This window comes from Roseateles albus (assembly GCF_028595345.1).
Lineage (GTDB): Bacteria > Pseudomonadota > Gammaproteobacteria > Burkholderiales > Burkholderiaceae_C > Paucibacter_A > Paucibacter_A albus.
This window is the reverse complement of record NZ_JAQQXT010000001.1, coordinates 209,498-221,904: the sequence shown is the minus strand read 5'-3', so window position 1 is coordinate 221,904 and position 12,407 is coordinate 209,498. Positions and strand designations below refer to the sequence as shown.

Here is a 12,407-nt window from a genome sequence, read left to right as displayed (position 1 = left end):
TATTCCCAGACTGAACGGAACTTGGGCACCCCATTTAGGCCACTTCGCGGCATTTCGGGCCTCTTCTGGCCACTTCGGGCGCCGGCATCGAGGCCGACGCTAGTCTTCAGGCGCTGAGTTCAGGCATTGATGAACTGCATTTGCGTGCCGGCCAACTCAATCACATCGCCGTTCTTGAGTGCGACCGACTCACCCGTCAAGGGTGCGCCGTTGACGCTGGGCCGTGCCACCCCTTCGACATGGGCAAAGACGTAGCCGCTGGGCCGCTTGGTGATGGAGGCGACTTGCACGCCCGGCTTGCCGACCGTGGTCACGACCTTGGTCAAGCTGACCTCACGGCCTGCCGCCGCACCATTCAAAACCTTGATCGAGGCGGTCGAGGCGTTGGCCGCGCCCGTCAAGGTGCCGAATCCCGAAGGCAAGCCAGAGGCGGTCGGCAAGGCCGCACCGGGCTTCAAGATCATGGTCTTTTCGTAATCGCCGGCATCCTCCAGCAGATATTTGATCTTGTACTTGCCGATTTCAACAATGTCGCTGTTCGCGAGCAATTGCTTTTTAATCGCCTTGCCGTTGATATAGGTCCCGTTGGTCGAATTCAAGTCTTCGATAAAGACATCTCCACCAACCATCTGCAAGACGGCATGCTCGCCACTGACCGCCAGGTTGTCGATCACGATGTCGTTGTACGGCCGGCGCCCAAGCGTGGTCTTGTCCTTGGTAATTTGGACATCTTTAATCACCACCCCATCGAGCGAAACCACCAGTTTGCCCATGCTTTGACCTCGATCCTGTTGTCTTATTGCTTGCGTCTGCGCTGCCTAGCAGCACCACTCATATTCTTTAGCCCAGTTCAGCGCCGCCCAAACGACCACCAAGCTCGGCCCTCTGGCTTGACGCGACCTTCGGCGCGAACCAACACCAGGGCGATATTATCTCGACCACCCATGTCATTGGCGCCGTCTATCAAGGCCTGCGCCGCTTCCGACAAAGATGGGTGGTTTAAGAGCAACTGGCAGATGGCTGCATCGTCCAGCATATCGGACAGGCCGTCCGAGCAAAATAGGTAGACATCCCCAGGCTGGACTTCGTGCAGATGCAACTCCAGCATCACCGAATCCTCGACGCCGACAGCGCGGGTGACCAAATTCTTGTTGCTGGACTGGGCTGCTTCTTCAGCGGTCAGCAGGCCGGCATCGAGTTGCTCCTGCAAGAGCGAATGGTCACGGGTGATTTGCGTCAGATGGCCGGCACGCATGCGGTAGGCACGGGAATCACCGACATGGCCCATCAAGAGGCCCTCCTCGCGGAACACGCCGACCACCAAGGTCGTGCCCATGCCTGCATAGCGCGGGTTGGTGTTGGCGGCGTTGAAGATCGCGCGGTTGGCATTGTCTACACAGATGTCCATCGCCCGCCTGACATCCACAGCACTGGCGCTGCTGGCCGACTCTTTCAGCCAGCGGCCGAGCTCGGCGCGGATGAAGCTGGTCAACATCTGACTGGCCACTTCACCGGCGTTATAGCCGCCCATGCCATCGGCCAGCACAGCCAATCCGACCGCCTCGTCCATGGCGACCGAGTCTTCATTGTTGTCGCGTGCGCGGCCCACATCGGTGGCGCTGAAAAACTCCAGGGTCATGGCTTTGTCTTCGGTTGCAGTTCTGCAGGATTCTGCCCTGCTTCCTGCGTATTTAAGCGGACTGTTTGTGCGAAAGAATCGGCAGTTTCAATCGCCTCGCTGGGGATTTGTGCCGGCGCAGGGGGCGCAGTCGTGTCGTCCCATCCTTGCATCAACAGTACGGCGTCCAGATCCTGCGCCATCTGCTCGCCGCTGGCATATCGCAACTCGGGGCGTTTTTCCAGCGCCAGCGCCAACACCAAGGCCAAGGCTTCGGGCAGCCCGGGCCGGTAATGGCGCACATCGGCCGGTGTCTGATTGGCGATCTGGTACATCAAGCGCGCCATCGAGTCCGACTGATGGGGCAGATGGCCGGTCAGCAATTGGTAAATCATGGCGCCCAGCGAGTAAAGGTCGCTGCGCCCGTCCACCTTGAGCCCGGCCAATTGCTCGGGTGACATGAAGGAAGGGGTACCCAGGACCAAGCCGGTACGTGTGCGGCTGCCGTCGGCAATGCGGGCGATGCCAAAGTCCATCACCTTCAGCACATCGTTTTGCACATCCAACATCACATTGGCCGGCTTGATGTCCCGGTGCACTACCCCTTGTCTGTGCGCATAGTCCAAGGCCCGCGCCAGCCGGGCACCTATCCGAATCACTTGGCGCGCCGGCAGCAGTTGGTCCGCACGGGTGTAATGGCTGAGATCCTTGCCCTGCACGAACTCCATCGCGATCCAGGCATCCTCACCGGCTTCACCGGCATCGAGCACCTGCAAGATGTCGGGGTGATGCAGATGCCCGGCGGCGCGTGCCTCGCGCATGAAGCGCTGGCGTACATCGACCAAGTCTTCGGCTGCAAATTCGCGCTGCAGCGACAGGCGCTTGATAGCGACCAGTTGGCCGTTACTGAGCTGGCGGGCCAAGTGAACCACCGCCATCGCGCCCCGACCGAGTTCGCGCTGCAACTCGTAACCCTGCAGGCCGACGGCCACCTTGGTGGCTTGAACAGCTAAAACGGATGCCCCATCGGCGGCTGACAGCATCGATTCGCCCCCCGCCGGAGAGCTTGATTTACCGAGAATTCGCCGCCAGAAGCCCATCATTCGTGCGCCCTTTTGCCTAGTCTGTTTTTTTGCTTCGAGCCGCCAATACTTTGCCCGCAGCCAGCACTAACAAGGCGCCAACAATTCCGCAGCCGTAATGCCACGCCGGCACAACCATGGCGCTGCCAGCTTGTTCACCCGGCTGAGTCGGCACCCAAGCCTTCAAAGCCGGATCGCCAACAATCATCGTACCGGCGATCCAGCCCAAGAGCATCGCGCCTACGGTGATGACCACCGGGAAGCGATCCATCAGCTTGATCACCAACTGGCTGCCCCAGACGATGATGGGAATCGACACCAGGAGACCGAAAATCACCAGCGGCATTTGGTGGTCGCCACCCGCGCCTTGGGCCGCGCCGGCGATCGCGATCACATTGTCCAAGCTCATCACAAAATCGGCCACGATGACGGTCTTGACCGCCGCCCACAGCTTGTCACTGGCCTGAATCTGAGCATGCTCTTCCTCGTTTTCGGGCACGAGCAACTTGATGCCTATCCAAACCAAGAGCAGGCCGCCGACGATCTTGAGATAGGGCACTTGCAGCAGGGTCAGCGCGAAGAAAATCAGCAGCACACGCAAAACAATTGCGCCGGCCGTGCCCCAGATGATGCCCTTGGTGCGCTGGGCAGCCGGCAACTTGCGGCAAGCCAAGGCGATCACAACGGCGTTGTCGCCGCCGAGCAAGATGTCGATCATGATGATCTGACCGACGGCCAACCAGAACTCGGGACTTAAAAGGGTATCCATCAATAAAAGGGGCCGTAGCCTGGGTTGTCAGTTTCAGCGGTCTTGACAGCCGCCGACTATAACGAAGCAGCGCAAGTGCGAGCTTAAGAATGGAAAAAGGGGCGAATGCCCCTTTTTGAATGATGCGCGTCTGGCCGGCCGGTACTCCGCCCCGGCTGGCACAGAATCATCTACTGCTTTACAGCAAGCCCTTCAGCAGCTTGGCCATTTCCGACGGGTTGCGCGTGACCGTGAAGCCGCAGGCTTCCATGATCGCGAGCTTGGCGTCCGCCGTGTCATCGCCACCGGAGATCAAGGCACCGGCATGACCCATGCGCTTGCCCGCAGGTGCTGTAACACCGGCGATAAAGCCAACGATAGGCTTCTTCATATTGTCTTTGCACCAGCGCGCGGCTTCGGCCTCGTCCGGGCCGCCGATTTCGCCGATCATGATGACGGCGTCGGTGTCCGGGTCGTCATTGAAGGCCTTCATCACATCGATGTGCTTCAGACCATTGATCGGGTCGCCACCGATGCCGACGGCGCTGGACTGGCCCAGGCCGATTTCGGTCAGCTGAGCCACTGCTTCATAGGTCAGCGTGCCGGAGCGCGAAACGACGCCGATCCGACCCTTGCGGTGGATGTGGCCGGGCATGATGCCGATCTTGATTTCGTCCGGGGTGATCAGGCCTGGGCAGTTAGGTCCAAGCAACAAAGTGCGCTTGCCGCCGGCGGCTTCCTTGGCGCGCATCCGGTTGCGGATCATCAGCATGTCGCGGACGGGGATGCCTTCGGTGATGCAGATGGCCAAGTCCAAGTCGGCTTCGACAGCTTCCCAGATCGCAGCTGCTGCGCCGGCAGGCGGCACATAGATCACCGACACGGTGGCGCCGGTGGCTTGTGCGGCTTCGGTCACATTGGCGTAAATCGGGATGCCTTCGAAGTCCTCACCGGCCTTCTTGGGGTTCACGCCGGCGACGAAGCAATTCTTGCCGTTGGCGTAATCGCGGCAGCCGCGGGTGTGGAATTGACCGGTCTTGCCCGTGATGCCTTGGGTGATGACCTTGGTGTCTTTATTGATGTAGATCGACATGATTTCTTATCCTTGTGGGCCTAAGCCAGATTAAGCAACGGCGGCGACGATCTTCGTCGCGGCTTCGGCCATCGAATCGGCGGCGATGATGGGCAGGCCGGATTCGGCCAGCATCTTCTTGCCCAGGTCTTCGTTGGTGCCCTTCATGCGCACCACCAGCGGCACGGACAGGTTCACGGCCTTGCAGGCGGTGATCACGCCTTCAGCGATGGTGTCGCACTTCATGATGCCGCCGAAGATATTGACCAGGATGCCCTTGACGTCCGGGTTCTTCAGCATGATCTTGAAGGCTTCGGTGACCTTCTCGGCCGTGGCGCCGCCGCCCACGTCCAGGAAGTTGGCCGGCTCGCCGCCGAACAACTTGATGGTGTCCATGGTGGCCATGGCCAGACCGGCACCGTTCACCAAGCAGCCAATATTGCCGTCGAGCGAGATATAGGCCAAGTCAAACTTGGACGCTTCGACTTCGGCCGGATCCTCTTCGTCCAGGTCGCGGTAAGCGACGACTTCCGGATGACGGAACAAGGCGTTGGCGTCGAAATTGAACTTGGCGTCCAGGGCGATCAGATTGCCCTTGGAGTCGCAGTTCAGCGGGTTGATCTCGACCAGCGACGCGTCGGTCTCCATGAAGCACTTGTAGAGCTTGGCGAAGATATCGACGGCTTGGTCGATCGAAGCGCCGGTCAGGCCGATAGCGGCGGCGATCTTGCGCGACTGCGCTTCGGTCAGGCCGGCCAGCGGGTCGACCATCTCAGTGATGATTTTCTCGGGCGTGGAATGAGCCACTTCCTCAATGTCCATGCCGCCTTCGCTTGAAGCGATGAAGGCGACCTTCTGCGTGCCGCGGTCGGTGACCAGCGAGACGTAGAGCTCATTCTTGATGTCGGCACCGTCTTCGATGTACAGGCGGCGAACCTTCTGGCCGACAGGGCCGGTCTGGTGCGTGACCAGTTGCATGCCCAGGATCTGCTCGGACAGTGCCTTGACGTCTTCCAGCGTGCGACCTAGCTTGACGCCGCCGCCCTTGCCGCGGCCGCCGGCGTGGATCTGCGCCTTCACGACCCAGACCGGGCCGCCCAACTTCTGTGCGGCTTCGACCGCTTCTTGCACCGTGAAGGCAGGAATGCCACGCGGCACAGGCACGCCGAATTGGCGCAGGATTTCCTTGGCCTGGTACTCGTGAATCTTCATAGGGGTCTCGCTTTTGGAAAGGTCAGGAAGAGGAGGTGAAAGCGGGCATCGCAGCGGGCAAGGCCGTCAGGGCCGAGACGCTGCGAAACCAGCGAGGGTAATGAGTTTGCACCGTTGGCCCGTCAATGCGAAGTGCGTGACAACGATTGAGTTGGAACGGGGCCTGGCCGTCGGCGCTGCCTTCGCGTGTGTCGAGCACGATGCCGGCAAAGGCCTGAATCACGGCGGACGGCAGCACCTGGCACATTTCGGTCAGGTGAGTACAACCTTTGATGCCCGCCAAACGCTCTTTGACACCGAGTCTGAAGCCCTGCATCAAATTGAGTCCGACCAAAGCCGCGTAGGCGTCGCCATGCTGGTCACAAGCGCCGGGGTAAGGCATCCAGCTGGTTTGTGAGCCAGCTTCCAGAATATTGGTCTTGTCGTCCACCACCAGGCGCAACTGCATCGCGTGGATGGGTTCGCCCGCCAAGCGTGTGCCGCCGGCGACCGCCATGTCGCGCGTCTTGGTATCCGTCAACTCGGCGTCGACGTCATACAAGCCGTCGGCGCGCGCGAACACCTGCACATCAATGGCGCGGCGATGCATCAAACGGCGCTCGGCGAAAGGATTGGATAGGGGCATGTCTTGAAAACGGCTTCACACAAAACACTGCCTGCGGCCCAAATGGTCGGCAGGCAGGGACATGTGTAGGCTCACAATGTAGCATGCTGCGCCGCCGCAAGGCTTTCGCGAAACTGTCAAGACGGGCATGAACCCTGGCTTTTTGCGCGATGTTGTGAGGCTGGACAAGCATCAATCGTCGTCCCAACGCAGCAGCTTTCGAATCGTTTCGGGGCTGAAGCCGCGCGCCGTCATGAAGCGGATCTGCTTGGCCTTGGCCGCTGCGTCAGGCGGCGCATGGGCTCCGAATTTGCGTAAGTAGATGATTTTGGCGCGCTCAAGCTCGGCCGCCTTGAGCTCGGACATTGCCTCGGCACTCAGGCTCAGCCCATGTTGAGCCAACTCTTGCTTGATACGCAGGTTGCCATAACGCGAGGCTCGCGCATGCACCCGGGACTCGACAAAGCGCTGATCGCTCAGATAGCCTTGAGCCTGCAGCCAGTCCAGCAACAAGTCGAGTTCGGCCTGGGCATCCATTACAAGGCTCGGCTCGCCTTCAGCGGCCGGAGCAGCTTTGCGCTGAATGTTCTGTAGCTTGCGGCGAAGCTCGACTCGGCTGTGCTCGCGCTGGGACAGCAGGGAAATGGCGCGCATTTTCAAGGACAGCGGTTTCATTTCTGTTTGCGCAGCGCATGGCGGGCCCGCAGCAAGGCGGGGCCACTTCAGTTCTATCAGGACGCAGCGACTTGCAGCGACAGGCCCTGCCGCTGATCTACTGCCATTGGAATCAAACCCGGCAAGCTGCCGTTCTGCCGCCAAGCAGGAGCCGCCTGCGTATCCGACCAATACTCGTCAATGCTGACGATCAAGTCTCGCTCAATGCCAAAGAAACTATTGGCGTAGAAAGACTGAGCGCCATGATCAACCCGCACCAAGCTGTGCACGCGCCGGCGCGACTGCGCGTCCGCTGACGCCGACGCTTGCCCCGCAGCGCCCAGCGCATTCAACTCCAGCAGATGAATCGTCCAGCCCTCGGGGTAGACGGCATTGACATGGACGATGGCCACAGCGCCCTCGAAGCGCTCAGACGTCGCCCACCATTGGCAACAGGCTTCCGGATGCAGCAAGGCTTGCGCGGCGGCCCATTCGCGCGCTTGGTACAGCGCCCAAAAGCGCTGCACCAGATTCAGATCGGCGGCTGGACCGCTCATGCTCGGTGCCTTACGAAGCTCAAGCAGCGGCCGTGCCTGCCAACAGGGGCACGCCCAGCGAGTCGCGCACCTTGTTCTCGATTTCATGCGCGATATCGGGGTTCTCGCGCAGGAATTCGCGCGCATTGTCCTTGCCTTGGCCGATCTTTTCGCCGTTATAGGCATACCAGGAGCCGGACTTTTCGACCACCTTGGCGATCACACCCATATCGATGATCTCGCCTTCGCGGCTGATGCCTTCGCCGTAAAGAATGTCGAATTCGGCGGTCTTGAACGGCGGCGCGACCTTGTTCTTGACCACCTTGACCTTGGTTTCGCTGCCGATCACTTCATCGCCCTTCTTGATCGAGCCGATGCGGCGGATGTCCAAGCGCACCGAGGCGTAGAACTTCAGCGCGTTACCGCCGGTAGTGGTCTCGGGGCTGCCGAACATCACGCCGATCTTCATGCGGATCTGGTTAATGAAGATGACCATGCAATTGGCCTTCTTGATGGTGGCGGTCAGCTTGCGCAGCGCCTGGCTCATCAAACGGGCTTGCAAGCCGGGCAAGGAGTCGCCCATTTCACCTTCCAACTCGGCCTTGGGCGTCAAGGCCGCGACCGAGTCGACGACGATCAGGTCGACCGCGCCGGAGCGCACCAGCGCGTCGACGATCTCGAGCGCCTGCTCGCCGGTATCGGGCTGGCTGATCAACAGGTCTTGCAGATTGACGCCAAGCTTTTGCGCATATTGAATGTCCAGCGCATGCTCGGCATCAATGAAGGCGCAAACGCCGCTGAGCTTTTGCATCTCGGCGATCACCTGCAGCGTCAGCGTGGTCTTGCCCGAGGATTCTGGGCCGTAAATCTCGACCACCCGGCCGCGCGGCAGGCCGCCAACGCCCAGCGCGATGTCCAGGCCCAGAGAGCCGGTAGAGACGACCTGAATGTCCTCGATCACCTCGCCATCGGCCAGGCGCATGATGGAGCCCTTGCCAAATTGCTTTTCGATTTGGCTGAGCGCGGCCTGCAAGGCCTTGGCCTTCTCTGGGTTGACGGTGTTGGCGGTTTTGACTGGGGCGTCCATGAAGTTCTCCTGAATGAGCTGGCCGAATTATGGCGCAACCTGAGGTTTTGTACAGTAGTTTTTGAGATTGCAGCCAAAAGACCAGCAAGTTCATCCATCGTACAAAGCCAGTAGCTCATAGGGTGAGCTACATCCAGAAAAACTCCTGGCTTAGGCTGGCAATTTCAGCAAGCCAATCGGCGCCCTCCCGCTGGCCGCCGAGATCAGACCCAGCACGCGGGTCGGCTCGGCCCCCAACATCGACCAAGTGAAGCGCCAGCTCCAGTTGCCACCCAAGACGCCGGGCACATTCATCCGGTGTTCACCGCCCAGGCCCAAAACATCTTGCAGCGGGAACACCGCCAAATTGGCGACCGAATTGCAGCAGGCGCGAATCATCGCCCAGTGCACATCCTGCTCGCCGCAAGCCAGGTAGGCGCCGGCATAGGCGCGCTCATGCGGCGCAGCCTTGTCCCACCAACCACGCACGGTGTCGTTGTCATGGGTGCCGGTATAGACCACACAGTTGCGCGGCCACATATGCGGCAAGAACTCATGCGTCGCGTCGCCGCCAAAGCCGAACTGCAAGATCTTCATACCCGGAAAACCGCAGCCGTCGCGCAGCGCATGCACATCCGGCGTGATGAAGCCCAGGTCTTCCGCGACGATGGGCAAGGCGCCGAGCGCTGCCGCTATGGCGTCGAACAAGGCCTGGCCGGGGCCGGTGATCCATTGGCCTTGCTTTGCATCGGGGCTGCTGGCCGGGATTTCGTAATAGCCGGCAAAGCCCCGGAAATGGTCAATGCGGAACACATCGGCCTGACTCAGCGCACGTTTGACGCGCGCCGTCCACCAGCTGTAGTTATCTGCCGCCATGGCCTCCCAGCGGTAAAGAGGGTTGCCCCAGCGCTGCCCTTCCAGCGACATCGCATCGGGTGGCACGCCGGCCACGACCGTGGTCTGGAAGTTCTCATCTAGGTGATAAAGCTCGGGGCGCGACCAGCAGTCGGCACTGTCATGCGCGACGAAGATAGGCAGGTCGCCCATGATGGACACGCCCTTGCTATTGGCATAGGACTTGAGCGCGCCGATCTGGCTGTCAAACGCCCATTGCACAAACTGCCAGAAGCGGTACTCGTCGGCATGGCTGAGCCGCGCTGCGGCCAAGGCCTCAGGCTCGCGCCGCGCCAAGGCCGGTGCCCAGCTCCACCAGGGCAGACCATTCAGCGGAGAGCGGATCGCCATGAAGAGCGCGTAGTCGTCCAACCAATCGTTTTGGGCCTCGCACCAGGCGGCAAAAGCCGCGCGGTCCTCGGCGCTGGCCTTGGCGAAGAAGCCTGCCGATGCCAAGCGCAGCTGCTGCTCGCGCCAAGGCAGCACGCGGCCGTAATCGGCTACTTGTGCGTTAAAGCCGTCGGCGGGCAAATGCGGCGGCGCCAACCAACCTTTGGCGATCAGCGGTTCAAACGCCACCATCCACTGGCTGCCGGCAAAGGCCGATACGCCTTGGTAAGGCGAATCGCCGGGGCCGATCGGCGTGGTCGGCAGCAACTGCCAGATGCTCTGGCCGGCGCTGTGCAGCCAATCGACAAAAGCATAAGCGTCGGGACCGAAGTCGCCCATGCCATGCGGGCCGGGCAAGGAAGTGATGTGCAAGAGCACACCAGCGGAGCGTTGATTGAGGTTCATCGTTGCTTTCTCAGTCATGACGCAGCAAAAGCAAGCTGCGCCCGGGGATGGTCATTGTCTGACCTGTGTGGAAAATTTGATCCGTGGCTGGCAGCACGCCGCTGCTGTCCAGCGCCAAGCGCCAGGCGCCGCCGCAGAGTTTGAAGGCCAGCTCTTGAGGCTCGGGGTTGAACACCACCATCAGACGCGGCTGGCTGGCGCCGGCCTCGAACATCTGCGCCGCGAAAGCATGGCTGGAAGCATCAAACCAGTCTTGCTGCTGCATCTCTAGGCCCGCCGGCGTGAACCAGCGCAGGCGCGCGGCGGCGTCGCCGACGTCTTCCCGGGCCGAGGCAAACCAGGCGTCATGGCGCAGCAAAGGCTCTTGGCGGCGCAGCGCCAAGAGCTGCGCGACAAAAGCTTGCGTATCTGCTTCAGCTTCGGCCCAGCTCAGCCAGGTCGTCGCGTTGTCCTGGCAATAGGCATTGTTATTGCCGCCCTGGCTGTTGCCGATCTCGTCCCCGGCGCACAGCATCGGCGTACCCTGGGCCAGCAGCAGCGTGGCCAGCATGGCGCGGCGCACGCGCAAGCGAGTTGCGCGAATGGCGGCGTCATCGCTCGGCCCCTCAAACCCAAAATTGGCGCACAGCTCACCATCACGTCCATCGCGGTTGTTTTCGCCGTTAGCGTGGTTGTGCTTGGTCGAGAAGCTCACCACATCGGCCAAGACATAACCATCATGCACAGAGACAAAATTGACCGAGGCGCTGGGCCGGCGGCTGCCGTGGTGGAACAGATCGCTGGAAGCCATGAAGCGCCGCGCCAGCTCGCCACGACCGACACTGGGCTTGTCCGAGCGCAGCCAATAGCCGCGCACCGCGTCGCGGAACTTGTCATTCCAGTCCAGAAAGCGGCCCGGGAAGCGCCCAACCTGGTAGCCCTCATGGCCGGCGTCCCAGGGCTCCGAGATCAGATGCACGCCGGCCAGCAGCGGGTCCTGACGCAAGGCGGTAAAGAATGCCGCTTGCGGGTCAAAGCCATGGTGGGTGCGGCCCAGCACCGGGGCCAAATCAAACCGGAAGCCGTCGACGCCCATCTCGCCGACCCAGTAGCGCAGCGAGTCCAGCACCAGCTGCGCGACACGTGGATGGGCGCAGTTGACGGTATTACCGCAGGCGCTGACATTTTCATAACGGCTTTTGTCATCGGCAACCAGACGGTAATAGCTGCGGTTGTCCAAGCCCCTGAAGCTCAGGGTCGGGCCGAACTCATTGCCCTCGGGCGTGTGGTTGTAGACCACGTCCAGCACCACCTCCAGCCCGGCCGCGTGCAGCTCGCGCACCATCGCACGAAACTCCTCCCGCACGGCGCTCGGGTCGTCCCGGTGCCGGGCCTGCGCCAGACCAGGGTCCGGGCTGAAAAAACCCAGGCTGTTATAGCCCCAGTAATTGGGCTTGCCCAGGTCGGCCAGATGCGGCTCATCGATGTGGAAGTGGACCGGCAGCAGAGACAGGGTCGTCACGCCCAAGGCCTTGAAATGTGCCAGCGCGACCGGATGCGCCAGGCCGGCATAAGTGCCCTGCAGCTCGGCCGGCAGGCCCGGCAGTCGCTTGGAAAAGCCCTTTACATGGACTTCATACAGCACCAAATCGGCCGTCGCATGGCGCGGCGCATTCAGGCGCGGGCTGCTGGCGGGCTCCAAACCTGGCGCCACCCGCGCCTTCAGCGCTTGTAGCGCGTTGTCGCGCGTATCGAAGGAGCGCGGGCCGTCCGGATGACCCAGCTCATAGCCATGCTGCTCGGGGCCCCAATTGAAATGGCCGACGATCTCGCGCGCATAGGGATCGAGCAGCAGCTTATGCGCGTTGAAGCGATAACCATGCTCGGGCGCGTAGGGGCCGTGGGCGCGCAGGCCGTAGACCAGACCCGCGCCGAGGCCGGGCAAGAAGCCGTGGAAGACCGCGTCGTCATGGCCCGGCAAGTCAAAGCGACGCAGCTCACGCTGGCCCGAAGCATCGAAGATGCACAGCTCGATGCGCGTTGCACCTTCCGAGAACACGGCAAAGTTGATGCCGCCGTCGCGCGGCGTGGCGCCCAGTGGCTCGTGGCGCCCGGGCAAAAGTTTTGTTGGCAATGCAGACATAAAT

The 12,407-nt window shown here is 61.4% G+C and carries 12 protein-coding genes; all 12 read right to left on the bottom strand.

The window, feature by feature from the left end; all coding sequences use genetic code 11:
• Nucleotides 1-119 precede the first annotated feature (119 nt).
• Nucleotides 120-773: an FHA domain-containing protein gene (locus PRZ03_RS00920; RefSeq protein ID WP_263535843.1), complete on the bottom strand. Its 654-nt coding sequence runs from the start codon at nt 771-773 to the stop codon at nt 120-122.
• Between the two features lie 77 nt (nt 774-850).
• Nucleotides 851-1,639 carry a Stp1/IreP family PP2C-type Ser/Thr phosphatase gene (locus PRZ03_RS00915; RefSeq protein WP_273598598.1) on the bottom strand — a complete coding sequence of 263 codons (789 nt, stop codon included), beginning with the start codon at nt 1,637-1,639 and terminating at the stop codon, nt 851-853.
• Nucleotides 1,636-2,661, bottom strand: a complete 1,026-nt coding sequence (locus PRZ03_RS00910) for a serine/threonine-protein kinase (protein WP_273598597.1) — start codon at nt 2,659-2,661, stop codon at nt 1,636-1,638. Before PRZ03_RS00910 ends, PRZ03_RS00915 begins: the two co-directional genes overlap by 4 nt.
• Before the next feature lie 76 nt (nt 2,662-2,737).
• Nucleotides 2,738-3,469 (bottom strand): TerC family protein, encoded by a 732-nt coding sequence (locus PRZ03_RS00905; RefSeq protein ID WP_273598596.1) that lies wholly within the window; start codon nt 3,467-3,469, stop codon nt 2,738-2,740.
• 178 nt (nt 3,470-3,647) lie between these two features.
• On the bottom strand, nt 3,648-4,541 hold the full coding sequence (gene sucD / locus PRZ03_RS00900; RefSeq protein WP_263535847.1) for a succinate--CoA ligase subunit alpha: 894 nt from the start codon (nt 4,539-4,541) through the stop codon (nt 3,648-3,650).
• Between the two features lie 30 nt (nt 4,542-4,571).
• Nucleotides 4,572-5,732, bottom strand: coding sequence for an ADP-forming succinate--CoA ligase subunit beta (gene sucC, locus PRZ03_RS00895; protein ID WP_273598595.1), 1,161 nt, complete (start codon nt 5,730-5,732; stop codon nt 4,572-4,574).
• 22 nt (nt 5,733-5,754) lie between these two features.
• Entirely contained in the window at nt 5,755-6,357 is a 603-nt protein-coding gene (locus PRZ03_RS00890) for a DUF2889 domain-containing protein (protein WP_273598594.1), read from the bottom strand.
• A gap of 171 nt (nt 6,358-6,528) precedes the next feature.
• A complete protein-coding gene (gene recX, locus PRZ03_RS00885) occupies nt 6,529-7,011 on the bottom strand; it encodes a recombination regulator RecX (protein WP_273598593.1) in 483 nt (160 codons plus the stop codon).
• Nucleotides 7,012-7,067: 56 nt separating this feature from the next.
• The gene (locus tag PRZ03_RS00880; protein WP_273598592.1) at nt 7,068-7,547 is read right to left on the bottom strand and encodes a hypothetical protein; all 480 of its coding nucleotides are present in this window, start codon (nt 7,545-7,547) and stop codon (nt 7,068-7,070) included.
• A gap of 19 nt (nt 7,548-7,566) precedes the next feature.
• On the bottom strand, nt 7,567-8,613 hold the full coding sequence (recA, locus tag PRZ03_RS00875) for a recombinase RecA (protein ID WP_273598591.1): 1,047 nt from the start codon (nt 8,611-8,613) through the stop codon (nt 7,567-7,569).
• 150 nt (nt 8,614-8,763) lie between these two features.
• Nucleotides 8,764-10,281: a 4-alpha-glucanotransferase gene (malQ, locus tag PRZ03_RS00870; RefSeq protein ID WP_273598590.1), complete on the bottom strand. Its 1,518-nt coding sequence runs from the start codon at nt 10,279-10,281 to the stop codon at nt 8,764-8,766.
• 10 nt (nt 10,282-10,291) lie between these two features.
• Nucleotides 10,292-12,403, bottom strand: coding sequence for a glycogen debranching protein GlgX (glgX, locus tag PRZ03_RS00865; protein ID WP_273598589.1), 2,112 nt, complete (start codon nt 12,401-12,403; stop codon nt 10,292-10,294).
• Between the last annotated feature and the right edge of the window lie 4 nt (nt 12,404-12,407).

Excerpts from the sequence above, each read along its gene's own strand:
- malQ (WP_273598590.1), bottom strand. The coding sequence starts at position 10,281 with ATGAACCTCAATCAACGCTCCGCTGGTGTGCTCTTGCACATCACTTCC.
- sucD (WP_263535847.1), bottom strand. The coding sequence starts at position 4,541 with ATGTCGATCTACATCAATAAAGACACCAAGGTCATCACCCAAGGCATC.
- PRZ03_RS00910 (WP_273598597.1), bottom strand. The coding sequence starts at position 2,661 with ATGCTGTCAGCCGCCGATGGGGCATCCGTTTTAGCTGTTCAAGCCACC.
- PRZ03_RS00920 (WP_263535843.1), bottom strand. The coding sequence starts at position 773 with ATGGGCAAACTGGTGGTTTCGCTCGATGGGGTGGTGATTAAAGATGTC.
- recX (WP_273598593.1), bottom strand. The coding sequence starts at position 7,011 with ATGAAACCGCTGTCCTTGAAAATGCGCGCCATTTCCCTGCTGTCCCAG.
- PRZ03_RS00905 (WP_273598596.1), bottom strand. The coding sequence starts at position 3,469 with ATGGATACCCTTTTAAGTCCCGAGTTCTGGTTGGCCGTCGGTCAGATC.
- recA (WP_273598591.1), bottom strand. The coding sequence starts at position 8,613 with ATGGACGCCCCAGTCAAAACCGCCAACACCGTCAACCCAGAGAAGGCC.
- sucC (WP_273598595.1), bottom strand. The coding sequence starts at position 5,732 with ATGAAGATTCACGAGTACCAGGCCAAGGAAATCCTGCGCCAATTCGGC.
- glgX (WP_273598589.1), bottom strand. The coding sequence starts at position 12,403 with ATGTCTGCATTGCCAACAAAACTTTTGCCCGGGCGCCACGAGCCACTG.
- PRZ03_RS00915 (WP_273598598.1), bottom strand. The coding sequence starts at position 1,639 with ATGACCCTGGAGTTTTTCAGCGCCACCGATGTGGGCCGCGCACGCGAC.
- PRZ03_RS00880 (WP_273598592.1), bottom strand. The coding sequence starts at position 7,547 with ATGAGCGGTCCAGCCGCCGATCTGAATCTGGTGCAGCGCTTTTGGGCG.
- PRZ03_RS00890 (WP_273598594.1), bottom strand. The coding sequence starts at position 6,357 with ATGCCCCTATCCAATCCTTTCGCCGAGCGCCGTTTGATGCATCGCCGC.